This window comes from Streptomyces sp. NPDC015532 (genome assembly GCF_043078065.1).
Lineage (GTDB): Bacteria > Actinomycetota > Actinomycetes > Streptomycetales > Streptomycetaceae > Streptomyces.
The window spans coordinates 1,444,041-1,467,503 of record NZ_JBIBSY010000001.1 but is presented as its reverse complement, the minus strand read 5'-3'; the positions used below and the strand labels follow the sequence as shown (position 1 = coordinate 1,467,503).

Sequence of the window (23,463 nt, the reverse complement as noted above, 5' to 3'; positions counted from 1 at the left end):
CGTGGATGGGGCACGCTGGAGCGATGACCGCGGATCGGTGGACGCAAGTGGTACGGCATCAGCTCGGGCTCGGCAGACTCCTGCCGCTGGGTCTCGCGCTCGACGGCGCGTGGATCACGGAGGAGGCGGCCGAGTCGGTGCTGCGGCGGGAGACGGTGGCCGTCGAGGGGGTACGGCTCGGCGCGTTGCGGATCGCTCTCGCCGACCCCGACCGGGTCGGGACGCCGGCCGTGCCTCCCCCGCCCAGTGCGCTGCCGCCCGGTCCGCTGCGGGTCACCGCGGAGTTCCGCGCCTCGGCGGATCCCACGTCCCCGGGCGCCGAACCGCTTCCGGCCGTCGCGGCCCGGCTGCGCCTGGCCGTGGTGTCCGCGGCGACACGGCTCCTGGGCCTCGACGTCACGGAGGTGGACCTGCGGGTGACGGGCCTGCTGGAGGACGAGGACGAGGCGCCCGTGGCACACCCGGCGGGCGGTGAACGGAGTGCGGCCGGGGCGGTTCCGGCAGACGGCGTACAGGAGCGGGCCACGGTGCCGGCCGACGGCCCACGGGAGCACTCGCCGGGCAGGTCGGCCGCCGGGTCGCGGGACGCGGGCGACGGCGTGCGGACGGCGTCCGTGCCGAAGGACCCCGAGGAGGTGCGGATCGCGGCGGCCGCCCTGGCCGTCCCGGGCGTCACCCGTCTGACGGACGTCCTGGGCCGACCGGTCCACGTGGAGAGCGCGCCCGCCACCGAGGCGGCCCTGCCGCGCCGCCACATCCGCGTCGAGCTGGAGGTCTCCGGGGGCGAGCGGGCGGTGGACGTGGCACGGGCGGTCAGAGCCGCGATCACTCAGTCCGCACAGGACACCCCCTCAGTGGCGGTCCTGGTGACCGCCATGAGCCGGCACACCCCACACCCCGCCCCAGGAGGCCAGCCCGCCACGAGGTGACCGCCACAGGCCGGGCCACCCCCTCCCGGAAAACATGACCGCCACGGGGCGACCACCGCAAGCCGGACCGCCCCGTCCCGGGAGGCCTGACCACCACGGGGCGAGCGTCGTAGGCCGGGGTGCCTCTTCTCGGAAAGCATCACTCGCCAGAGGGCGACCGCCGCAGGCGGGGCGCCCCCTCCCGGAAAACATGACCGCCGTGGGGCAACCGCCGCGAGCCAGGCCACCCCTTCACAGAAAACATGACCCACCACGGGGCGACCGCCGCACGCACCCGAGCGCCCCCTCCTGGAAAGCGTGACCGCCGTGAGGGGGAGCGCCTGGCCCGAGGAACGTGACCCCGTGCGGCGGGCGGCCCGGGCTCAACGGGGTCCACCACAGCGGGGTGTCTGGTTCAGCGGCCGGAGGCCTAGTCGCCGACGCCCGCCAGGTCACGGAGCCTGCGGGCCTGGGACGCGCGCTCGGCGGAGCGCTGCTCCTCGTACGACCGTTCCTGGGCCCCGCGCAGCAGCGCCTTCGTCTCGATCACGGCGTCCCGCGGCGCGGCCAGCAGCGCCGCGGCGAGGTCGCCGACCGCGGCGTCGAGCTGCTCGCCGGGCACGGCGAGGTTGGCGAGCCCGGTGCGCTCGGCCTCCTCGGCCAGGACGAAGCGGCCCGTGGCACAGATCTCCAGCGCACGGGCGTAACCCACGAGGCCGACCAGCGGATGCGTCCCCGTGAGGTCGGGCACCAGGCCGAGACTGGTCTCGCGCATGGCGAACTGCACGTCGTCGGCGACGACGCGCAGGTCACAGGCGAGCGCGAGCTGGAACCCCGCGCCGATGGCGTGCCCCCGCACGGCGGCGATGGACACGATGTCACTGCGCCGCCACCAGGTGAACGCCTCCTGGTACTCGGCGATGGTCGCGTCGAGCTCGGCGTCGGAACCGCGCGCGAGGTCGATGAACGACGGTTCCCCGTCGAACCCCTCGGGCGTGAACGCCTGCCGGTCGAGCCCCGCGGAGAAGGACTGGCCCTCGGCACGCAGGACGACCACCCGGACGGAGCCCGGCAGTGACCGCCCGGCCTGCGTCAAGGCCCGCCAGAGAGCAGGACTCTGGGCATTGCGCTTGGCCGGGTTGGTCAGCGTCACCGTGGCGATCGCGCCGTCGACGGTGAGCCGTACGCCGTCCTGGTCGAGTACCGGGTCGAGATCCTTGTCGAGCGAAGCCATGGGGTGCCTCCGATGGGTGCGGTCGGATCAGACGCGCACCTCGCGAAGACACGAGGAACGCACCTAAGTGACTGCACAGTAACCACCCGGTCGGTCACCCGACCGACCGGGTGGTCACCACCGAAGCCGATGGGGACGCCCGGCCTCAGGCCGAGGCGGCCTTCTTGCCCCGCGTCGCGCCGCCACGCCCTCGGAGCGTGACGCCCGACTCGCTGAGCATCCGGTGCACGAAGCCATACGAGCGGCCGGTCTCTTCGGCCAGCGCTCGGATACTCGCACCGGAGTCGTACTTCTTCTTCAGGTCTGCCGCGAGCTTGTCGCGCGCGGCGCCGGTAACCCGGCTGCCCTTCTTCAGAGTCTCGGCCACCCGGTCCTCCTCATGGGAAGTGCGCTCTGGACTCTCATGATCACCCCTTTCGGGCGTCATGGCCACCCATTCGGCAAGGTCCGTAAGACAAGGTTTTGACGACAGGAGCCCGTCCCCACGAGTGGAATCAAATATTCCGGGCGGTGCGGCCCCTGCGGCCGAACGGGTTCCCGCACGAAGTACCTGGTCAGCGACGCAAGACGGCCGAGCCCTTGGGAACAAAGGACTCGGCCGTGAAATCGGTGTACGACACACCCCGGTACGAGGAGATCTCACACAGATGATGGATCACGGATCGGCCGAATGATCCATACGCAGTGGATCAGTCAATCGATCAAGCGGCGCGTGCCCCCTCCGGGAGGCCGCGCGGGACTCAGGCGAGGGCCACCAGGTCGGCGTAGTCGGCGCCCCACAGGTCCTCGACACCGTCCGGCAGCAGGATGATCCGCTCCGGCTGGAGCGCCTCCACGGCGCCCTCGTCGTGGGTGACGAGAACGACGGCGCCCTTGTACGTGCGCAGCGCGCCGAGGATCTCCTCGCGGCTGGCCGGGTCGAGGTTGTTCGTCGGCTCGTCGAGGAGCAGGACGTTCGCGGACGAGACGACGAGGGTCGCGAGCGCGAGCCGGGTCTTCTCACCGCCGGAGAGCACACCGGCCGGCTTGTCGACGTCGTCGCCGGAGAACAGGAACGAGCCGAGCGTCTTGCGGACCTCGACCAGATCCAGGTCGGGGGCGGCGGAGCGCATGTTCTCCAGGACCGTGCGCTCGGGGTCGAGGGTCTCGTGCTCCTGCGCGTAGTAGCCGAGCTTCAGGCCGTGCCCCTCTATGACCTCGCCGGTGTCGGGCTTCTCGGCACCGCCGAGCAGCCGCAGGAGGGTCGTCTTGCCGGCACCGTTCAGACCGAGGATGACGACGCGGGAGCCCTTGTCGATGGCAAGGTCGACGTCCGTGAAGATCTCCAGGGAGCCGTACGACTTCGACAGGCCCTCGGCCATGAGCGGGGTCTTGCCGCAGGGCGCGGGCTCCGGGAAGCGCAGCTTGGCGACCTTGTCGGAGACACGGACGGCGTCCAGGCCGGCGAGCAGCCGGTCGGCACGCTTGGCCATGTTCTGCGCGGCGACCGTCTTGGTGGCCTTGGCGCGCATCTTGTCGGCCTGCGCGTTCAGCGCGGCGGCCTTCTTCTCGGCGTTCTGGCGCTCGCGCTTGCGGCGCTTCTCGTCGGCCTCACGCTGCTGCTGGTAGAGCTTCCAGCCCATGTTGTAGACGTCGATCTGGGCGCGGTTGGCGTCCAGGTAGAACACCTTGTTGACGACCGTCTCGACGAGGTCGACATCGTGGGAGATCACGATGAAGCCGCCGCGGTAGGTCTTCAGGTAGTCGCGCAGCCAGACGATCGAGTCGGCGTCGAGGTGGTTCGTCGGCTCGTCGAGCAGCAGGGTGTCGGCGTCCGAGAAGAGGATGCGGGCCAGCTCGATACGACGGCGCTGACCACCGGAGAGCGTGTGCAGGGGCTGGCCGAGCACGCGGTCGGGCAGGTTGAGCGCGGCGGCGATGGTCGCGGCCTCGGCCTCGGCGGAGTACCCGCCCTTGGTCAGGAACTCCGTCTCCTGGCGCTCGTACTGCCGCATCGCCTTCTCGCGGGTGGCGCCCGCGCCGTTGGCGATGCGCTGTTCGTTCTCGCGCATCTTGCGGATCAGCACGTCCAGGCCACGGGCGGACAGGACGCGGTCGCGGGCGAGGACGTCGAGGTCGCCGGTGCGCGGGTCCTGCGGAAGATAGCCGACCTCGCCGGAGCGGGCGACGGTTCCGGCGGCGGGCTGGCCCTCACCCGCGAGAACCTTGGTGAGGGTCGTCTTGCCCGCACCGTTGCGGCCGACCAGACCGATGCGGTCGCCCTTCGTGATGCGGAAGGTCGCGGACTCGATGAGGATGCGGGCGCCGGCGCGCAGCTCGATACCGGAGGCGGAGATCACGGACAGACTCCAGAGCGATGGGTTGGCGGGGTGGGCGGCTGAGGACGTTCCCGCCGTCTAGTGCGCGAGGAGAATGGCCATGGGCCAAGTCTAACGGGACGGTGCAACCACTTTTCCGGCCCGCGGCCGTCCGGGACTGTGACGCTCGCCCCCTTGCGGGGTGCGCCGGAGGTGCGGAACTCGCCGGTCCGGGGGCCTGGACCGGCCGGGGTCCGGGGTCCGGCGGGCGGCGGCCCGGCGGACGGATCCGCCCGGGGCGCGGTGGCCGGGGCCGGGCGTCGCCCGTTCGGACCGCGGGCCGGGGCCCGGGGTCCGGGAGCGTACGAGGATGGCGCCACGGAGCGACGAAAGTGGTGTGCTCATGCAGTTCGACGACGACGCCGACCTGGACACCTCCGAGGTCCAGGACGTACGCGGCGGTCGCATCCCCGGCGGCAGGGCGACCATCGGCGGCGGGCTCGCCGGTCTGGTCGCCCTGGTCCTCGGACTGCTCTTCGGGGTGGGTCCCGACCAGCTCGGGCTCACTTCGGGCGGCGACGAGCCCGGGGCCACCGCCTCCTCCCTCGCCCAGGTGCAGCAGACCTGCCTGAAGGGGCGGGACGCCAACGCCCAGGCGGACTGCCGGACCGTGGCGGTGGTCAACAGCGTCCAGGCCTACTGGGCCCGGGAGTTCGCGCGCAGGGGCGGCACCTACACCCGCGCCCCGACGGTGGTCTTCGGCGGCCGGGTGAACACCGGGTGCGGCACGGCCACGTCGTCGGGCGGGCCCTTCTACTGTCCTGTGGACCGCAAGGTCTATCTGGACCTCGGCTTCTTCGACGATCTCCGGACGAAGTTCGGCTCCGGCGACGGACCGTTCGCACAGGCCTACGTGGTGGCGCACGAGTACGGGCATCACGTCCAGAACCTGATGGGCACGCTGACCCGGTCGCAGGACGGCGTGACCGGCGCGAACAGCAACTCGGTGAAGGTGGAGCTCCAGGCCGACTGCTACGCGGGGGTGTGGGCGCGGAACGCGACCACCACGCCGTCCCCGTCGACGGGCAGACCGTTGCTGACCGCGCTGACGGACACCGACATCCGCGACGGCCTGGACGCGGCGGCGGCCGTCGGCGACGACCGGATCCAGGCGAGGTATCAGGGCCGGGTGACCCCGGAAACCTGGACGCACGGGTCGGCCGGGCAGCGGCAGCGGTGGTTCTACCAGGGCTTCACCAGCGGCGACATGGCGCAGTGCAACACGTTCCGGTGAGCCGGGCGGCACGGTGGTCCCGGCCGCCGGGGATGGCCCGGTCCCGGGGCACGGGGCGTTGTCAGTGGCCGGTGCCAGACTGGGCAGCGGATCGGAATCCGGCAGTTCGTGACGAGATGGAGTGATCGGTATGGCTGGCATGAGCGGCGGACGCCCGAGCATCTACCCCTCGATGCTGTACGCCGACGCGAAGGCGGCGATCAGGCAGCTCACCGAGGCCTTCGGCTTCACCGAGCTGGCGGTCTACGAGGGTGAGGACGGCTCGGTGATGCACGCCGAGCTGGTGCAGGGCAACGGCGCGGTGATGCTCGGCTCCAAGGGCCGCGGCGGCCGTTTCGCCGAGGCGATGAAGAGCGCGGGCCCGTGCGGGGTGTACATCGTCGTGGACGACGTCGACGCACACCACCAGCGGGCCGTGGACCACGGCGCCGAGATCCTGATGGCCCCGACCGACCAGGACTACGGCTCGCGGGACTACATGGCCCGCGATCTGGAGGGCAACATCTGGAGCTTCGGCACCTACGCCCCGGAGATAGGCGCGTAGGACGGCGCGACGGACCGCTCGGGGATCCGGCCGGCGGCGGTTCCCGGCCGGCCCGGCCGGCTCCCCCGGCCGGCTCCCCCGGTCAGCTCAGCTCCCCCCGGTGTGCACCTGGAAGGCGGCCCTGCGTACGGCCTTGGCGAGCGCCGGGTCCGGGTGGGCGGCGGCGAGCGCGACCAGCACCTGCACCGTGCGCGGGTGCCCGACGGCCCGCACCTCGTCGAGGAGCGCGGGCACGGTGGGCTGCACCGCGGACTCCAGGTGGCGGACCAGGAGCGGGGCGTCACCGTGGTCGGCGACGGCTGCCGCGGTGTCGACCCACAGCCAGGTGGACTCGGCGCGGGTGAGGACCTCGTGGGCGTCCTCGGGGTCGTAGCCGTCGTGCTCGGCGAGCCACAGCAGGGCGTAGGGGCGCAGCGGGGTCTCCTCGACCACGGCGCGCACGTCCGGCTCGGCGGGGGCGCCGACGACGCGCAGTGCCTCGAAGGCGAGGCCGCGGGTCAGGGCGTCCTCACCGCGGGCCGCGGCGATGAGTTCGGTGACGGCGCCGCCGACCGGGCGGGCGGCGAGCCAGGCGCGGTACTCGGCGCGGGCGGCGTTGGGGCGGAGCTGGGCGCAGCCGCGGAGCATGTCCTCGGCGGACTGCTCGATGTTGCCCGCGGGGCTCTGCGCGGCGACGCAGATCTGCTCCAGCTTGACCCAGACCGCCCAGCTGCCGAGCGCGGTGAGGGTGGCCTGTCCTTCGCCGTAGGTCAGCGCGCCGACGGAGGCGAGGGCCTGGAGGGCCCATTCGAGGAGCGGGGCGAGGGGGGCGTCCGGGACCTCGGCGGCCTCCGGGGCGGGCTCGGTCCCGGGCTCGGGGCCGTAGGAGATCTCGCAGCGTTCGGTGCGCAGTTCCGTGACGCGCTGCCCGAGAAGGTCGAGGAGCTGGTCCACGGGGACGGGCCCGGCGGAGAGCTGGAGGAAGGAGAGCACCTGGGGCATCGCGGAGACGACCTCGGCGACGGCCGCGGGCTCACGGTCCACCGGCTCGGGGTACGCGAGGGACCAGGCGTCGAAGAGGGCGACCCAGCCGCGCAGGACGGCGCTGTCGTCGCGGCTCCAGGCGCGCAGCCGCCAGCCCGGGCGGGCGTCTTCGCCGTGCACCTCGATGAGGCCGGCCAGGCGTGCGGTGTCCCAGTCGGCGCGGACCTGGAGCGGCGTCAGTCCGAGATCCGTGGCGGCCCGCTCGGCGGTGGCGTCGGAGAGGGTGCCCTTGCCATCGGGGTTGGCGGCGTCGCGCCCCGGGCGCAGGGCGGCGTCGGCCCAGCGCGCCACGCGGGCCGCGTCGGACAGGCCGGTGCGCGCCATGCGGGCGAGTTCCGCAGGCGGCGGGGTGCCTTCCGGCGGCCGCGGCGCGGGGCGGCGGGTGCGGCGCTGGGTCACCGCTCGGGGAGCGGTCGCGAGGGACCGGGGGCTGACGAGTCGGAGCCTGGAGTCGCGCGGGTTACGGGACGTCACGGGTGCAGTCTTGCGGTTGACAGTCCGAAAACCCAAACGGAATGCCGTCGCAGGCCACGGGGCGACGGCGGCGGGGCCCTCCCGGGGTGCCCGGCACGCGGGTGAGAACGCCGCGCGGAGTTGCCCGGTGCCGAACCGGAAGCACACCTTCGCGCCGGCCGCGCCGCCTCTTCCGGAGCCCGCCCGAGGCCCGGCCTCCCCCGCCGGACCGACCGGACCGACCGGGCCGGGTGCGGGGCACTGCGGGTCACATCAGGGGAGTGAGGAAGCGGCGCAGGGCTTCCTCGTAGCTCGCCGGGTCGGCGTTCCACATGGCGCCGTGCGGGGCGTTCGGGACGGTGTGCAGGGTGACCAGGTCGGGCCTGCTCGCGGCGAGGCGCCGGGAGGCGCCCCAGGGGGCGATGCGGTCGTCCGGGCCGTGCACGAGCAGGGTCGGCACCTTGACCTGGTCGGGATGCGCGGCGTGCGCGATGCGGTCTCCGCGTACACCGGTGCGCCCCTGTGCGGCGCGCACCGCGAGCGGCAGCAGGAAACGCGGGGTGTGGCGGGCGCCGGCGAGGGCGCGCAGTGTCGTCTCCCAGTCGAGGACCGGGGAGTCGAGGACGAGCCCGGAGATCCGCTCGCGCAGCGCGGAGTGGGCGGCCGCGCGCAGGGCCATCGTGGCGCCCGTGGACCAGCCGTACAGGACGACCCGCTCGGCACCGAACCGCACGGCGTACCGGATGGCCGCGTCGAGGTCGCGCCACTCTGTCTCGCCGAGGTGGTTCAGGCCGTCGGGCGGCCGGGGTGCCCCGAGGTCGCCCCGGTAGGCGAGGTCGAGGACGGGGAAGTGCCGGCTGTTCAGGAACCCCATCAGGTTCATGGGGTGTTCCCGGGTGGCGCCCAGGCCGTGGACGGTGATGATCCACGTGTCGCGGACCGCGGGTACGAACCAGGCGGGCAGGGCGCCGAGCTCACCGGGCACGTCGACGTCGGCGTGTTCGAGTCCGAGGGCGGACCCGGGGTCGCCGACGTACAGGTTCGGCGTGAGCCATACCTTGTCGCCGCGCTCCAGGGACCCGTGCGTGACGCGTTCCAGGCTGCGTACGACGGTGTCGGCGGTGTGGGGCACGGAGTTCTGGAGGGGGCCGACGACCGCGTGGGAGCCGTCGCCCGCGAGGCCGTAGGTTCCCGGGCGCCGGGACGCCAGGGCCCGGGTCAGGGTGATTCCGCCCGCCGTCGTGGCGTGCACGGTGAGCCGGGGCTCGGTGGGCAGAGGCTTGCCGGGCCTCGTCTTCAGCGCGGCGTCGCTGGCGAACCGGCCCGCCGCCACGGAGGCCGCGCCCGCGGCTATGGCTACGGTGACGGCCGCTGCCGTGGCTCTTAGGGTGCGCACCCGACCAGTTTCCCGGGGGACCCGGCCATCGGCCAGTGGGAGCGCCTGAAGGGGTGACGGCTGGCGCTCGCGGCGACCCCGGCTCCGGGCGGCGGTGCGGCGGGCCTCACTCCTGCTGGCCGTACCCCCGCAGCCGCTCCCCCGCCTCCGCGAGCTGGTCCGGTGAGAGCAGGGCGGGCGCGAGCCCGGGGACCGAGGAGGACAGGAGCCAGACCCGGCACATCCATTCCAGCTGGGCCGTGCGGTCGTACGCCTGGTCCAGCGAGGCTCCGTACGCGATGGTGCCGTGGTTCCGGAGGAGGCAGGCGGTGCGGCCGGCCAGGGCCCGGAGGGTGTTCTCCGCCAGTTCCGGTGTGCCGTAGGCCGCGTAGGGGGCGACGCGGACCGGACCGCCGAGGGCCGCCGCCATGTAGTGGATCAGCGGGAGTTCGGGGACGAGGACCGAGACGGCCGTCGCGTGCGCCGCGTGGGTGTGGACGAGGGCCCGGGCCTCGGTCGCGCGGTAGACCGCGAGATGCATCGGCAGTTCGCTGGTCGGGCGCAGCGAACCGAGCACCTGCCGGCCGTCGAGGCCGACACCGACGATGTCGTCGTCGGTCAGCCGGTCGTAGGGCACGCCCGTGGGCGTGACCAGGACGGTGTCTCCGACGCGGACGGAGACGTTGCCCGAGGTGCCGACGACCAGTCCGTCGGCGACCGTGCGCCGGGCCGTGGAGACCAGTTCGCCCCAGGCCCGCCGCAGGGTGCCCCGAGCGCCCGGCCCGTCGCGTTCGTGGGGCTCGTCCGTCGTCCGTGCGTGCTCGTGCCCGTCCCGTGCGTCCCGGTGCGGCTCAGTCATGACGCGATCCTGCCAGGCACCGCTTTCCGCGCACCTCGCGCGAGCGGGCTTCGGGGCGGGTGCCGACCGTCAACGGCCCTCGGTTGTATGTGATTTACATCACATCACATCGACGGAACGCCGACGGCGCCCCGATCGGACATTTACCGCGGATCACACCCCGTGGTCGGGCTGCTACGACCCGCTGACGCCCGGCCGCCATCCGCGGGGCGGCCCCTTCGGGCCTCCGGACGCCGTGACCACGGCCACAGCCTGCGGGTGACCGGGATCTCACGACTCAAACCCGCCTCGACCGGGACGGTCCACCCGGAGCTCCGACCCCAAGCGGAGTACGGAATTCCGCATCCGTTCGAACTCGGCGAACCACCCGCCGACACAAGCGGAATGACGATCCGCTGTTCGGGACACCATCAGGTCCGACCCAGTTCACCTTCCGTTCACCCAGGTTGCCTACGGTCCCCCTGCCACTGACGTCCAACAGAAGCCTGGGTAAATGGAACACATCACGCTCCTCCTCGGAATCGTGATCGTCACCGCTCTCGTGTTCGATTTCACGAACGGTTTCCACGACACCGCCAACGCGATGGCCACCACCATCTCGACCGGCGCACTCAAGCCCAAGGTCGCGGTGGCCATGTCCGCCGCCCTGAACCTTGTCGGCGCCTTCCTCTCGGTGGAGGTCGCCAACACGATCTCCAAAGGCCTCGTCGATGAATCCGGCATCCAGCCAGAAGTGATCTTCGCCGCCCTCGTCGGCGCGATCCTCTGGAACCTGGTGACGTGGCTCGTCGGACTCCCGTCCAGTTCCTCGCACGCCCTCATGGGCGGCCTGGTCGGCGCCACCATCGCCTCCGCCGGTACCGGCGCCGTGCACGGTGACGTCCTGGTCGGCAAGGTGCTTCTGCCCGCCGTCGCCGCCCCGATCGTCGCCGGTCTGGCCGCGATGCTCGCCACCCGGCTGTCGTACAAGCTCAGCGGCGGCAAGGACACCAAGGCGAGCAAGAAGGGTTACCGCGCCGGCCAGATAGCCTCCGCGGGCCTGGTCTCGCTGGCCCACGGCACCAACGACGCGCAGAAGACGATGGGCATCATCACCCTGGCCCTGGTCGCCGGTGGCGCCGTCGCTCCCGACTCCGACCCGCCGGTCTGGGTCATCCTCTCCGCCGGTCTGGCCATCGCGCTCGGCACCTACCTGGGTGGCTGGCGCATCATCCGCACGATGGGCAAGGGCCTGACCGACCTCCAGCCGCAGCAGGGCTTCGCCGCCCAGACCAGCGCGGCGACGGTCATCCTGGCCTCCTCGCACATCGGTTTCTCCCTCTCCACCACGCACTCGGTCTCCGGGTCCGTGATGGGCGCCGGTCTCGGCCGCAAGGGCGGTGTGGTCCGCTGGTCCACCGCCAAGCGCATGGTCGTCGCCTGGGTCCTCACGCTGCCCGCCGCCGCCCTGGTCGGCGCGCTCGCCGAATGGGTGACCGGTTTCGGCGCCTGGGGCACCACGCTGGTCGCCGTCTTCCTGGTCGGTTCGAGCTTCGCGATCTGGCGCCGCTCGCGCCGCGAGGTGATCGACCACAACAACGTGAACGACACCGAGGAGCCCGCCGGTGTGGTGACCCAGGCCATCGCCGCCGTCACCCCGCCCCCGGCCGGCACCGTGGCCGATGGCCTCACGGCCACCATCCCGGCTCCGGTCGAGCCCGCGGTGAACCCGCCGGCGCCGTCCCGAGTGGCCTGAGAACCGAAGGAAGAAACAGCATGAGCATCGACTGGTCCGCCCTCGGGTCCGTCTTCGGGGTCAGCCTCGGAGTGACCGTGGCCCTCGTCGCCCTCTTCACCCTCGGTGTCGCCGGCCTCTCCAAGAAGGAGTCCGCCCAGGGCGGTTCCGCGGTCGCGGCGGCCACCGGCGCGTACGTCTGCTTCGCGGCCTGCGCCGCGGCGGTGGCCTACGGCATCTCCCTGATCATCACCAAGTAGCCCGGCAGGCGCCGCCCGGAACCGGGCTGCGCCGAGCGGTACCGCGCGTGGGGTGCGGGACGGATCACCGTCCCGCACCCCACGCGTATGCCGTCCCGCCCCCGCGCGTATGTGGGCCTGCGCACACTGTCCCTCCGCAGGTCAACAGCCAGTTGACGGCCGTTCTCACCCCGTGGTGGACTGCCGGAGCCAAGTACGGCGGCATGAGAGGAAGCCGGTGCGAATCCGGCGCGGTCCCGCCACTGTCATCGGGGAAGAAACTCCCCGGGAGCCAGGAACTCTCACCGCCGGTCTCGTCGAACCAGGGCGTGGACACCCTGAGTGAGGACATATCGCCATGCGCGGCTGCCCGTTGCCCGTTCCGCTGAGTACAAGGGTTCCGCTCCACCCCACGGCCGGCTGACCCCGTGCGTGCCGATCGCGTCTTCGCGTACGGCGCCGCCGCCGGCCTTCTCGGCGACCTGCTGCTCGGCGATCCCCGCCGAGGGCATCCGGTCGCCGCGTTCGGGCGGGCCGCCGCGGCCGTGGAGCGGACACTGTGGCGGGACCACCGCGGGTGGGGCGCCCTGCACACCGCCGTCTGTGTCGGCGGGGCCACCGGACTCGCCGCGCTCGCGAGCCGTGGCGTACGCGGCTCACGTACCGCCTCCGTCGCCCTGACCGCCGCCGCCACCTGGGCCGTCGTCGGAGGAACCTCCCTCGGCCGCGAGGCGCGGGCGGTCGGCGGTGCCCTCGCGGCCGGTGACCTCGACGTGGCCAGGGAGCGGCTGCCGCATCTGTGCGGACGCGATCCGCAGGCGCTGGACGCCGACGGCGTCGCGCGCGCCGTCGTCGAGTCCGTCGCCGAGAACACCTCCGACGCCGTCGTGGGCGCTCTGGTCTGGGGTGCCGTCGCCGGTGTGCCGGGACTCGTCGCCTTCCGCGCCGTGAACACGCTCGACGCGATGGTCGGGCACAAATCCCCCCGCCACCGGCGCTACGGCTGGGCCTCCGCCCGGCTCGACGACCTCGCCGGCTGGCCCGGGGCCCGGCTGACCGCCGTCCTCGCGGCCGTGGCCGGATCCGACCCGCGCGGTGCCGTACGCGCCTGGCGGGCGGACGCCCGCAAGCATCCGAGCCCCAACGCCGGGCCCGTGGAGGCCTCGTTCGCGGGCGCGCTCGGCGTGCGGCTCGGCGGCACCCTCGCGTACGGCGGTCGGGTCGAGCACCGGCCCGTGCTCAACGGCGCGGGGCGCGCCGTGCACGTCCACGACATCGAACGGGCCGTACGGCTCTCCCGGCGCGTCGGCTGGCTCGCGCTCGGCGTGAGCGCCGCCGGACGGGTTCTGCTCACCGGAACCGGACGGGTTTCGTCCATCAGGAAGGGGCGCACCGCATGAGCGGCGGGCTGCTGATCGCCGGGACCACCTCGGACGCCGGCAAAAGTGTCGTGACCGCCGGGATCTGCCGGTGGCTGGCGCGCCAGGGGGTCAAGGTCGCGCCCTTCAAGGCGCAGAACATGTCCCTGAACTCGTTCGTGACGCGCGAGGGCGCCGAGATCGGGCGGGCGCAGGCCATGCAGGCGCAGGCCGCCCGCGTGGAGCCGACCGCGCTGATGAATCCCGTGCTCCTCAAGCCGGGCGGCGACCGCACCAGTCAGGTCGTCCTGATGGGCAGGCCGGTGGGCGAGATGAGCGCGCGCGGGTTCTTCGGAACGGCCGGGCCCGCGGAGCGGCCGCCGTCGGCCGAAGCGTCCGCCGGGTCCGCCGCGTCCCCCGGGGACAGGCTGCGCGGGGGGCGTCAGGAAGCACTCCTGGCGACCGTCCTCGACTGTCTGGCCCAGTTGCGGGGCACGTATGACGCGGTGATCTGTGAAGGAGCCGGCAGCCCGGCCGAGATCAATCTGCGGCGCACCGACATCGTGAACATGGGGGTGGCGCGGAACGCGGGGCTTCCCGTGCTGGTCGTCGGGGACATCGACCGGGGCGGGGTGTTCGCCTCGTTCTTCGGGACGGTCGCGCTGCTGTCGCCCGAGGACCAGGCGCTCGTCGCCGGCTTCCTCGTCAACAAGTTCCGGGGCGACGTCAGTCTGCTGGAGCCCGGTCTCGACATGCTGCACGGCCTGACCGGACGGCGCTCCTACGGCGTCCTGCCCTTCCGGCACGGACTCGGCATCGACGAGGAGGACGGCCTGCGCGTCTCGTTGCGCGGGGCCGTCCGCGAGTCGGCCGTCTCCTCCCCCGTCGGCGAGGACATCCTGCGGGTCGCCGTCTGCGCGGTCCCGCTGATGTCCAACTTCACCGACGTGGACGCGCTGGCCGCCGAACCGGGCGTCGTCGTGCGGTTCGTGGACCGGGCCGAGGAGCTGGCCGACGCGGATCTCGTCATCGTGCCCGGGACCCGGGGCACGGTGAAGGCACTCGCGTGGCTGCGCGAGCGCGGTCTCGCGGAGGCGATCACGCGCCGGGCCGCCGAAGGGCGTCCCGTGCTCGGCATCTGCGGTGGCTACCAGATCCTCGGACAGCACATCGAGGACGAGGTCGAGTCGCGCGCCGGTCATGTCGACGGGCTCGGACTCCTGCCCGTACGCGTGCGGTTCGCGCGGGAGAAGACCCTGGCGCGGCCGGCCGGGGAGGCCTTCGGCGAGCGCGTCGAGGGGTACGAGATCCATCACGGGGTCGCCGAGGTGACCGGTGGCGACCCGTTCATGTGCGACGACGAGGGAAACAGCCTGGACGGGTGCCGGGTCGGCGCCGTCTGGGGCACGCACTGGCACGGGTCACTGGAGTCGGACGGCTTCCGGCGGGCCTTCCTGCGCGAGGTGGCCGCCGCCGCGGGCCGCCGCTTCGTACCGGCCCCCGGCACGTCGTTCGCGGCGCTGCGCGAGGAGCAGCTCGACCTGCTCGGCGACCTGATCGAGGAACACGCGGACACGGACGCGCTGTGGCGGCTCATCGAGTCCGGCGCGCCGCAAGGACTGCCCTTCATTCCACCGGGAGCACCCGCATGAGCACAGTGTTGTTGTTGTCGACCGCCGACACGGATCTGCTGGCGGCCCGCGCCAGTGGCGCCGGTTACCGGATCGGCAATCCGACCCGGGTGGACGTCGCGGGCGAACTCCCCGCGCTCGTCGAGGGCGCGGACCTGGCCGTCGTGCGGCTGCTCGGGGGCAAGCGCGCCTGGGAGGACGGGCTGGCCTTCCTGAAGGCGTCCGGGATCCCGACCGTGCTGCTGGGCGGTGAGTCCGTCCCGGACGCCGAGCTGATGGCCGAGTCGTCGGTGCCCGCGGGTGTCGTCGCGGAGGCGCTGCGCTATCTCGTCGAGGGCGGCCCCGCCAACCTGGCCGAGCTGGCCCGTTTCCTCTCGGACACCGTGCTGCTCACCGGCGAGGGCTTCGAGGGGCCGCACAGGACGGCGGAGTTCGGCGTCCACGGCGAGCGCGCCTTCGTCGAGGGCCGCCCGACCGTCGGCGTGCTGTTCTACCGGGCCCACGAGCTGTCCGGGAACGCCGCCTTCGTCGACACCCTGTGCGACGCGATCGAGGCACGCGGCGCCAACGCCCTCGCGGTGTACTGCGGTTCGCTGCGCGGAGCCGACCCGGGGCTGTACGAGATCCTCGGCCGGGCGGACGCGCTCGTCGCCACCGTCCTCGCGGCGGGTGGCACCCACGCCTCCGAGGCGTCCGCGGGCGGCGACGAGGAGGCGTGGGACATCGGGGCGCTCGCCGACCTCGACATCCCGGTGCTCCAGGGTCTCTGCCTGACCTCGTCGAAGGCCGCCTGGGAAGCCTCCGACGCGGCCCTCTCCCCCATGGACGCGGCGATGCAGGTCGCCATCCCGGAGTTCGACGGCCGTCTGATCACCGTGCCGTTCTCCTTCAAGGAGCAGGGTCCGGACGACGTCCCGGTGTACGCCGCCGACCCCGAGCGGGCCGCGCGGGTCGCCGGAATCGCCCTGCGGCACGCCCAGTTGAAGCACAAGCCGAACGCGGAGAAAAAGCTCGGGATCGTCTTCACCGCCTACCCGACCAAGCACTCGCGGGTCGGCAACGCGGTCGGTCTCGACACGCCCGCCTCCGCCGTACGGGTCCTCGACGCGCTCCGGGACGCGGGCTATGCCCTCACCGAATACCCGGACAACGGCGACGAGTTGATCCACCGGCTGATCGCGGCCGGCGGCCACGACGTGGAGTGGCTGACCGAGGACCAGCTCGCCGCCGCCCCCGCGCGGGTGCCGCTCGCGGACTACCGGGCCTGGTTCGAGACCCTCGACCCGGCGCTGCGCGAGGGCATGCGGGAGGCCTGGGGCGAGCCGCCGGGCTCCCTCTACGTCGACGGCGACGACATCGTGCTGGCCTGCCTGGAGTTCGGGAACGTCGTCGTGATGATCCAGCCTCCGCGCGGCTTCGGCGAGAACCCGATCGCGATCTACCACGACCCCGACATGCCGCCGTCGCATCACTACATGGCCGCCTACCGCTGGCTGGAGAACAGTTTCGGCGCCGACGCGGTCGTGCACATGGGCAAGCACGGCACGATGGAGTGGCTGCCGGGCAAGGGGCTCGGGCTCAGCGGCGGCTGCGCGCCCGACGCCGTTCTCGGCGAACTCCCCCTCGTCTACCCGTTCATCGTCAACGACCCCGGTGAGGGCACGCAGGCCAAGCGGCGCGGGCACGCCACCGTGGTCGACCACCTCGTGCCGCCGATGGCCCGCGCCGACACCTACGGCGACCTCGCGAAGCTGGAGCAGCTCCTCGACGAGTACGCCCTCGTGTCCGACCTGGACCCGACGAAGGCCCCCGCGGTCCGCGCGCAGATCTGGACCCTCGTCAAGACCGCCGAGCTCCATCACGACCTGCACGTGGACGAGCAGCCGGACGACGGCGACTTCGACGAGTTCGTGATGCACATCGACGGCTATCTGTGCGAGATCAAGGACGTGCAGATCCGCGACGGTCTGCACATCCTGGGCGGGGGTCCGGAGGCCGAGCCGCGGGTGAACCTCGTGCTCGCCGTGCTGCGCGCCTCGCAGGTGTGGGGCGGCACGGCGAACGCGCTGCCGGGTCTGCGGGCCTGTCTCGCCGAGCACTTCGGCCTGGTGGAGAAGGAACTTCTCGCCGAGCCGGGCGCTCCGGTGAAGGCACCCGTCGAGCTGACGGACCTGGTCGAGGGCCCGGCCCGTACGGCGGCCGACGCGATCGACCTGCTGGAGCAGCTGTGCCGCCGGGCGGCGCTGGGCATGGAGGAGCGCGGCTGGGACGCGGCCGCCGTCCCGGCGCTCGTGCGCGAGGTGCTGGGCACCGAACTCCCCGACGCCGTCGCGGTGCTGGAGTTCGCCTGCCGCGAGGTGGTGCCGCGGCTCGCCCGGACGACGGACGAGATCGGGCACATCCTCAAGGCCCTGAACGGCGGTTACGTCCCGGCGGGACCGTCGGGCTCACCGACCCGCGGGCTCGTCAACGTCCTGCCGACCGGTCGCAACTTCTACTCGGTCGATCCCAAGGCCATTCCGTCCCGGCTGAGTTGGGAGGTCGGCCAGTCCCTCGCGGACTCGCTCGTGCAGCGCTACCTCCAGGACACGGGTGACTACCCGACGTCCGTCGGACTGACGGTCTGGGGCACGTCCGCCATGCGGACCCAGGGCGACGACATCGCGGAGATCCTCGCGCTGCTCGGCTGCCGCCCGGTGTGGGACGACGCCTCGCGCCGGGTCACCGGCTTCGAGGTCGTCCCGCTCGACGAGCTGGGCCGCCCGCGCATCGACGTCACGGTCCGTATCTCGGGCTTCTTCCGGGACGCGTTCCCGCACGTGGTCGGGCTGATCGACGACGCGGTGCGCGCGGTCGCCGAGCTGGACGAGCCCGCCGACCGGAACCACGTGCGCAAGCACGCCGACGAGGACACCGCCGAACACGGTGACCGGCGGCGCGCGACGGCTCGTATCTTCGGCTCCAAGCCGGGCGCGTACGGCGCGGGTCTGCTGCCGCTGATCGACGCCCGCAACTGGCGCTCGGACGCCGACCTCGCCGAGGTGTACGCCGTCTGGGGCGGCTACGCCTACGGGCGCGGGCTCGACGGGCGGGCCGCCCGCGGGGACATGGAGACGGCGTTCAAGCGCATCGCGGTGGCGGCGAAGAACGTCGACACCCGCGAGCACGACCTCGTCGACGCCGACGACTACTTCCAGTACCACGGCGGCATGGTCGCGATGGTCCGCCACCTCACCGGGTCCTCCCCCGAGGCGTACGTCGGCGACTCGGCCGTGCCCGACCAGGTCAAGACCCGCACGCTCGGCGAGGAGACGCACCGCGTCTTCCGCGCCCGGGTGGTCAACCCGCGCTGGATGGCCGCGATGCGCCGGCACGGCTACAAGGGCGCCTTCGAGATGGCGGCGACCGTCGACTACCTCTTCGGCTACGACGCCACGGCCGGGGTCGTGGACGACTGGATGTACGAGAAGCTCAGCGCGGAGTACGTCTTCGACGCGGAGAACCGGGACTTCATGAAGAAGTCCAACCCCTGGGCGCTGCGCGGCATCACGGAGCGGCTGCTGGAAGCGGGCGATCGCGGGCTGTGGGCGGAGCCGGACGCGGACACGCTGGATCGGCTGCGCGCCACCTATCTGGAGCTCGAAGGCGACTTGGAGGGCGACGACCAGTGAGTACCCCGTTCCCGTTCACGGCTGTTGTCGGCCAGGACGACCTGCGGCTCGCGCTGCTGCTGAACGCCGTCAGTCCGGCGGTCGGCGGAGTTCTCGTGCGCGGCGAGAAGGGCACCGCCAAGAGCACCGCCGTGCGCGCCCTTTCGGCGCTGCTGCCGGAGGTCGCCGTCGTACCCGGGTGCCGGTTCTCGTGCGACCCGGCCGCTCCCGACCCGGCGTGCCCGGACGGGCCGCACGAGGCGGCGGCCGGCGCGCAACGCCCTTCCCGCATGGTCGAGTTGCCCGTCGGAGCGTCCGAGGACCGGCTGGTGGGAGCCCTCGACATCGAGCGGGCGCTCGCGGAGGGCGTGAAGGCCTTCGAGCCGGGCCTGCTGGCCGACGCGCACCGCGGGATCCTGTACGTCGACGAAGTGAACCTGCTGCACGACCACTTGGTCGACCTGCTGCTGGACGCCGCCGCGATGGGCGCCTCGTACGTGGAACGCGAGGGTGTCTCCGTACGGCATGCCGCGCGGTTCCTGCTCGTCGGGACCATGAACCCCGAAGAGGGTGAGCTGCGGCCGCAGTTGCTCGACCGGTTCGGGCTGACCGTCGAGGTGTCCGCCTCACGGGAACCCGACCAGCGGGTCGAGGTCGTGCGGCGCAGGCTCGCCTACGACGACGACCCGGCCGGCTTCGCCGCGCGCTGGGCCGGCGAGGAGGCCGCCGTGCGGGCCCGGATCGTGGCGGCCCGCGCGCTGCTGCCCTCCGTGCGCCTCGGCGACGGGCCGCTGCGGCAGATCGCGGCGACCTGCGCGGCCTTCGAGGTGGACGGCATGCGCGCCGACATCGTGATGGCCAGGACCGCGACCGCGCTCGCCGCGTGGGCGGGACGCACCGAGGTGATCGCCGAGGACGTGCGGCAGGCGGCGCTGCTCGCGCTGCCGCACCGGCGGCGGCGCAACCCCTTCGACGCGCCCGGACTCGACGAGGGCAAGCTCGACGAGACGATGGAGGAGTTCGCGGGCTCGGACGACACCTCCGGCGAGGGTCCCTCCGACGACGATCCGGACCCGGATCCGGACGGGCCCGGCGGGGGCGGGCAGCCGCCCCAGGACGGGCCGGACGACGGCTCCCCCGCCGGTGACGTCCCGGCGCAGGGCGAGCCGTCGGACGACGGGCGGGCGCCGGCCGGGCAGGGCGCCGGCGAGCAGTCCCCCGTACGGGCCGCCGAGCCCTTCCGTACGAAGGTGCTGAGCGTGCCCGGTCTCGGCGAGGGAGCGGCCGGGCGGCGTTCGCGCGCGCGGACCGAGCACGGCCGCACGACCGGTTCGCGACGGCCCCGGGGGACGCTCACCAAGCTGCATCTGGCGGCGACCGTGCAGGCCGCCGCCCCGCACCAGCTGGCGCGCGGCCGGTCGGGCCGCGGTCTGGTCGTACGGCGGGACGATCTGCGCCAGGCGACGCGCGAGGGCCGTGAGGGCAACCTCGTGCTGTTCGTCGTGGACGCTTCCGGTTCCATGGCGGCGCGGCAGCGCATGGGCGCGGTCAAGGGGGCCGTGCTGTCGCTGCTGCGCGACGCCTACCAGCGGCGGGACAAGGTGGGCCTGGTGACCTTCCGCGGGTCGGCCGCCGAGGTCGCGCTGCCGCCCACCTCCTCGGTGGACGCCGCCGCGTCCCGGCTGGAGTCGCTGCCTACGGGCGGCCGGACGCCGCTCGCGGCCGGGCTGCTGCGGGCGCACGAGGTGCTGCGCGTCGAGCGGCTGCGGGACTCCGCGCGGCGGCCACTGGTCGTCGTGGTGACCGACGGACGGGCCACGGGCGGGCCGGAGCCGGTCGCGACGGCCGGGCGCGCGGCACGGCTGTTCGCGGCGAACGGGGTCGCGTCGGTGGTCGTCGACTGCGAGACGGGGCCGGTGCGGCTCGGGCTCGCGGGGCAGCTCGCGGCAGAACTGGGCGGCACGCCGGTGACCCTGGACGAGCTGCGGGCCGATTCCATCGCCGGGCTCGTCCGGGACGTGCAGGGTGTGCAGGGGACTTCGAGGAGGGCCGCGTAGTGCCGCAGGGGCAGCCGAGTGTCGTACCGGACGACGGACTGACGACCCGTCAGCGTCGTAACCGGCCGCTGGTCGTCGTGCACACGGGGATCGGCAAGGGCAAGTCCACCGCCGCGTTCGGGCTCGCGCTGCGCGCCTGGAACCAGGGGTGGCCCATCGGGGTGTTCCAGTTCGTCAAGTCGGCGAAGTGGAAGGTCGGCGAGGAGAACGCGCTGCGCGTGCTCGGGGCCTCCGGCGAGGGCGGGACCGTCGACTGGCACAAGATGGGCGAGGGCTGGTCCTGGGTCCAGCGCGACGCGCAGATGGACAACGAGGAGAAGGCCCGCGAGGGCTGGGAGCAGGTCAAGCGCGACCTCGCCGCCGAGACGTACAAGCTGTACGTGCTCGACGAGTTCGCGTACCCGATGCACTGGGGCTGGATCGACACCGACGAGGTCGTCGCGGTGCTGCGGGACCGGCCGGGCACCCAGCATGTCGTGATCACCGGCCGCAACGCCCCGGAGAAGCTGGTCGACCTCGCCGATCTCGTGACCGACATGTCCAAGGTCAAGCATCCGATGGACGCCGGCCAGAAGGGCCAGAGGGGCATCGAGTGGTGACGTCCTCCGTTCCCCGGCTGGTCGTCGCCGCGCCCTGTTCGGGCAGCGGCAAGACCACCGTCGCCACGGGGCTGATGGCGGCCTTCGCCGCGCGGGGGCTCGCCGTGTCCCCGCACAAGGTGGGGCCGGACTACATCGACCCCGGGTATCACGCGCTCGCCACCGGACGCGCGGGACGCAATCTCGACGCGTACCTGTGCGGCGCGGAGCTGATCGGCCCGCTGTTCGCGCACGGGGCGCGCGGATGTGATCTCGCGGTCGTCGAAGGCGTGATGGGGCTGTACGACGGGGCCGCCGGCGAGGGGGAGCTCGCGTCCACGGCGCATGTGGCGAAGCTGCTGCGGGCGCCGGTGGTGCTGGTCGTCGACGCGTCCTCGCAGTCCCGGTCCGTGGCCGCGCTGGTGCACGGGTTCGCCTCCTGGGACCCCGAGGTGCGGGTCGCGGGGGTGATCCTCAACAAGGTGGGGTCCGAGCGGCACGAGGCCATGCTCCGGGAGGCGCTGGACGCGTCCGGGGTGCCGGTGCTCGGGGTGCTCCGGCGGGCGCCACAGGTGGACACGCCGTCGCGGCACCTCGGGCTGGTGCCGGTCGCCGAGCGGCGGGCCGATGCGGTCGCGGCCGTCGCGGCGATGGCCGCGCAGGTCGCCGACGGATGTGACCTGGACGCGCTCGTGGCGCTGGCGCGGAGTGCCGGTGCGTTGCCGGGTCCGGCCTGGGACGCGGCCGAGGCCGTCGGGTCGCCCACCCACGACGACCGCTCGGCCGGGAAGGTGGGGCCGCTGGTGGCCGTCGCGGGCCGGGAGGCGTTCGCCGGCCACCCGACGCGCTCGGCCGGGCGGCGGACGCCCGTCGTGGCGGTCGCCGGTGGGGAGGCGTTCACCTTCTCCTACGTCGAGCACGCCGAACTGCTCACCGCCGCCGGGGCCGAGGTCGTCACGTTCGATCCGCTCCGGGACGACCGACTGCCCGAGGGGACGGGCGGGTTGGTCATCGGCGGCGGGTTCCCCGAGGTGTACGCGCCCGAGCTGTCCGCCAACGAACCGCTGCGCAAGGCGGTGGCGGAGCTGGCGTCGGCCGGGGCGCCGGTCGCGGCCGAGTGCGCCGGACTGCTGTACCTGGCGCGGGAACTCGACGGGCGGCCCATGTGCGGGGTCATCGACGCGAAGGCCCGGATGGACGAGCGGCTCACCCTCGGCTACCGGGACGCGGTGGCGGTCAGCGACAGCGTGCTCGCCGTGGCCGGCACCCGGATGCGCGGGCACGAGTTCCACCGGACGGTCGTGGAGCCCGGCGCCGGGGCCTCTCCCGCCTGGGGGGTGCGCGCCCCCGAGCGGCGCGTCGAAGGTTTCGTGCAGCACGGCGTGCACGCGAGTTATCTGCACACGCACTGGGCGTCCGAGCCCGGTGTCGCCCGTCGGTTCGTCGAGAGGTGCCTGACGTCATGAGCAGCAAGCTGATCGGGGTCGGGGTCGGCCCCGGCGACCCGGAGCTGGTGACCGTCAAGGGTGTCAACGCCCTGCGCGCCGCGGACGTCGTCGTCGTCCCCGTGATGGCCGCGCCGGATGGCAAGGACGGCGGCGAGCGGGGGCGGGCCGAGGCGACCGTCCTGCACTACGTGCCCGTCGAGAAGGTCGTCCGGGTGGTGTTCGCGCTCAACGAGCGCAGCGACCGGGGCCGGCGCGAGGCCGCCTGGGACGCCGCCGGTGAGCGGGTCGCGGACCTGCTCCGCGGGCACGGCACGGTCGCCTTCGCCACCATCGGCGACCCCAACGTGTACTCGACGTTCACGTATCTCGCCCACACCATCGGGGAGCTGGTTCCCGGCACGGCCGTGGAGACGGTGCCCGGCATCACCGCGATGCAGGACCTCGCCGCACGGTCGGGGGCCGTTCTCACCGAGGGGACCGAGCCGCTCACGCTCGTCCCGGTGACCGCGGGGGCGGCTGTCCTCAAGGACGCGCTGAACGGGCCCGGCACGGTGGTCGCGTACAAGTTCGGGCGGCAGGCCGCCGAGGTCGCCGAGGCGCTGCGGGACAGCGGGCGGATCGACGACGCCGTCTGGGGGTCGGCGCTCGGTCTGGAGGACGAGTCGATCCGTCCGGCCGCCGAGCTCGGCGGGGAGCCGCTCCCGTACCTCTCGACGCTCATCGCGCCCGCGCGCCGTGACGGGACGCGCGGCGGCAAACTGTGACCCGCGCCCACCCGGCGGCACCCGCGCCGCGCCCGGC

Annotated in this window: 18 protein-coding genes and 1 riboswitch; of the genes, 12 read left to right on the top strand and 6 right to left on the bottom strand. The window is 73.2% G+C overall.

Annotated features, from left to right (window positions below; all coding sequences use genetic code 11):
- The first annotated feature begins 23 nt into the window (after positions 1-23).
- Positions 24-929 (top strand): nucleopolyhedrovirus P10 family protein, encoded by a 906-nt coding sequence (locus ACF07B_RS06265; protein ID WP_392177899.1) that lies wholly within the window; start codon positions 24-26, stop codon positions 927-929.
- Between the two features lie 409 nt (positions 930-1,338).
- Here the strand turns inward: ACF07B_RS06265 and ACF07B_RS06260 are convergent, their stop codons facing one another.
- The 3 genes from ACF07B_RS06260 to ACF07B_RS06250 all read right to left on the bottom strand — a co-directional run bounded on the left by ACF07B_RS06260 (position 1,339) and on the right by ACF07B_RS06250 (position 4,481).
- Positions 1,339-2,142 (bottom strand): enoyl-CoA hydratase/isomerase family protein, encoded by an 804-nt coding sequence (locus tag ACF07B_RS06260; RefSeq protein WP_384234266.1) that lies wholly within the window; start codon positions 2,140-2,142, stop codon positions 1,339-1,341.
- Positions 2,143-2,287: 145 nt separating this feature from the next.
- Entirely contained in the window at positions 2,288-2,509 is a 222-nt protein-coding gene (locus ACF07B_RS06255; protein ID WP_006123601.1) for a helix-turn-helix domain-containing protein, read from the bottom strand.
- A gap of 373 nt (positions 2,510-2,882) precedes the next feature.
- Positions 2,883-4,481, bottom strand: a complete 1,599-nt coding sequence (locus ACF07B_RS06250) for an ABC-F family ATP-binding cassette domain-containing protein (RefSeq protein ID WP_369484089.1) — start codon at positions 4,479-4,481, stop codon at positions 2,883-2,885.
- A gap of 361 nt (positions 4,482-4,842) precedes the next feature.
- On the opposite strand from ACF07B_RS06250, the gene ACF07B_RS06245 reads away from it, so the two are divergent.
- Positions 4,843-5,733 (top strand): neutral zinc metallopeptidase, encoded by an 891-nt coding sequence (locus tag ACF07B_RS06245; RefSeq protein WP_392177898.1) that lies wholly within the window; start codon positions 4,843-4,845, stop codon positions 5,731-5,733.
- A gap of 130 nt (positions 5,734-5,863) precedes the next feature.
- The gene (locus tag ACF07B_RS06240) at positions 5,864-6,277 is read left to right on the top strand and encodes a VOC family protein (protein WP_369484092.1); all 414 of its coding nucleotides are present in this window, start codon (positions 5,864-5,866) and stop codon (positions 6,275-6,277) included.
- An 87-nt stretch (positions 6,278-6,364) separates the two neighbouring features.
- Here the strand turns inward: ACF07B_RS06240 and ACF07B_RS06235 are convergent, their stop codons facing one another.
- The 3 genes from ACF07B_RS06235 to ACF07B_RS06225 all read right to left on the bottom strand — a co-directional run bounded on the left by ACF07B_RS06235 (position 6,365) and on the right by ACF07B_RS06225 (position 9,987).
- The gene (locus ACF07B_RS06235; RefSeq protein ID WP_384240998.1) at positions 6,365-7,774 is read right to left on the bottom strand and encodes a hypothetical protein; all 1,410 of its coding nucleotides are present in this window, start codon (positions 7,772-7,774) and stop codon (positions 6,365-6,367) included.
- Between the two features lie 247 nt (positions 7,775-8,021).
- On the bottom strand, positions 8,022-9,149 hold the full coding sequence (locus ACF07B_RS06230) for an alpha/beta hydrolase family protein (protein WP_392177897.1): 1,128 nt from the start codon (positions 9,147-9,149) through the stop codon (positions 8,022-8,024).
- 106 nt (positions 9,150-9,255) lie between these two features.
- A complete protein-coding gene (locus ACF07B_RS06225; protein ID WP_392177896.1) occupies positions 9,256-9,987 on the bottom strand; it encodes a class II aldolase/adducin family protein in 732 nt (243 codons plus the stop codon).
- Between the two features lie 493 nt (positions 9,988-10,480).
- On the opposite strand from ACF07B_RS06225, the gene ACF07B_RS06220 reads away from it, so the two are divergent.
- The 9 genes from ACF07B_RS06220 (at position 10,481) to cobI (ending at position 23,426) form a co-directional block, all read left to right on the top strand.
- A complete protein-coding gene (locus tag ACF07B_RS06220) occupies positions 10,481-11,722 on the top strand; it encodes an anion permease (RefSeq protein ID WP_392177895.1) in 1,242 nt (413 codons plus the stop codon).
- Positions 11,723-11,742: 20 nt separating this feature from the next.
- The gene (locus ACF07B_RS06215; protein WP_326788553.1) at positions 11,743-11,961 is read left to right on the top strand and encodes a hypothetical protein; all 219 of its coding nucleotides are present in this window, start codon (positions 11,743-11,745) and stop codon (positions 11,959-11,961) included.
- Between the two features lie 158 nt (positions 11,962-12,119).
- Positions 12,120-12,263, top strand: a riboswitch (cobalamin riboswitch).
- 105 nt (positions 12,264-12,368) lie between these two features.
- Positions 12,369-13,340 carry a cobalamin biosynthesis protein gene (locus ACF07B_RS06210; RefSeq protein WP_392177894.1) on the top strand — a complete coding sequence of 324 codons (972 nt, stop codon included), beginning with the start codon at positions 12,369-12,371 and terminating at the stop codon, positions 13,338-13,340.
- Positions 13,337-14,950: a cobyric acid synthase gene (locus ACF07B_RS06205; RefSeq protein ID WP_392177893.1), complete on the top strand. Its 1,614-nt coding sequence runs from the start codon at positions 13,337-13,339 to the stop codon at positions 14,948-14,950. Before ACF07B_RS06210 ends, ACF07B_RS06205 begins: the two co-directional genes overlap by 4 nt.
- A complete protein-coding gene (cobN, locus tag ACF07B_RS06200) occupies positions 14,947-18,600 on the top strand; it encodes a cobaltochelatase subunit CobN (protein ID WP_392177892.1) in 3,654 nt (1,217 codons plus the stop codon). The genes ACF07B_RS06205 and cobN overlap by 4 nt, the downstream gene beginning before the upstream one ends.
- Positions 18,597-20,636 (top strand): putative cobaltochelatase, encoded by a 2,040-nt coding sequence (locus ACF07B_RS06195; protein ID WP_392177891.1) that lies wholly within the window; start codon positions 18,597-18,599, stop codon positions 20,634-20,636. Before cobN ends, ACF07B_RS06195 begins: the two co-directional genes overlap by 4 nt.
- Positions 20,636-21,235, top strand: coding sequence for a cob(I)yrinic acid a,c-diamide adenosyltransferase (gene cobO / locus ACF07B_RS06190; RefSeq protein WP_326788548.1), 600 nt, complete (start codon positions 20,636-20,638; stop codon positions 21,233-21,235). Before ACF07B_RS06195 ends, cobO begins: the two co-directional genes overlap by 1 nt.
- Entirely contained in the window at positions 21,232-22,680 is a 1,449-nt protein-coding gene (locus ACF07B_RS06185; RefSeq protein WP_392177890.1) for a cobyrinate a,c-diamide synthase, read from the top strand. Before cobO ends, ACF07B_RS06185 begins: the two co-directional genes overlap by 4 nt.
- A complete protein-coding gene (cobI, locus tag ACF07B_RS06180; protein WP_369484001.1) occupies positions 22,677-23,426 on the top strand; it encodes a precorrin-2 C(20)-methyltransferase in 750 nt (249 codons plus the stop codon). Before ACF07B_RS06185 ends, cobI begins: the two co-directional genes overlap by 4 nt.
- Positions 23,427-23,463: the final 37 nt, after the last annotated feature.

Excerpts from the sequence above, each read along its gene's own strand:
- ACF07B_RS06220 (WP_392177895.1), top strand. The coding sequence starts at position 10,481 with ATGGAACACATCACGCTCCTCCTCGGAATCGTGATCGTCACCGCTCTC.
- ACF07B_RS06265 (WP_392177899.1), top strand. The coding sequence starts at position 24 with ATGACCGCGGATCGGTGGACGCAAGTGGTACGGCATCAGCTCGGGCTC.
- ACF07B_RS06240 (WP_369484092.1), top strand. The coding sequence starts at position 5,864 with ATGGCTGGCATGAGCGGCGGACGCCCGAGCATCTACCCCTCGATGCTG.
- cobI (WP_369484001.1), top strand. The coding sequence starts at position 22,677 with ATGAGCAGCAAGCTGATCGGGGTCGGGGTCGGCCCCGGCGACCCGGAG.
- ACF07B_RS06260 (WP_384234266.1), bottom strand. The coding sequence starts at position 2,142 with ATGGCTTCGCTCGACAAGGATCTCGACCCGGTACTCGACCAGGACGGC.
- ACF07B_RS06245 (WP_392177898.1), top strand. The coding sequence starts at position 4,843 with ATGCAGTTCGACGACGACGCCGACCTGGACACCTCCGAGGTCCAGGAC.
- ACF07B_RS06215 (WP_326788553.1), top strand. The coding sequence starts at position 11,743 with ATGAGCATCGACTGGTCCGCCCTCGGGTCCGTCTTCGGGGTCAGCCTC.
- ACF07B_RS06205 (WP_392177893.1), top strand. The coding sequence starts at position 13,337 with ATGAGCGGCGGGCTGCTGATCGCCGGGACCACCTCGGACGCCGGCAAA.
- ACF07B_RS06225 (WP_392177896.1), bottom strand. The coding sequence starts at position 9,987 with ATGACTGAGCCGCACCGGGACGCACGGGACGGGCACGAGCACGCACGG.
- cobN (WP_392177892.1), top strand. The coding sequence starts at position 14,947 with ATGAGCACAGTGTTGTTGTTGTCGACCGCCGACACGGATCTGCTGGCG.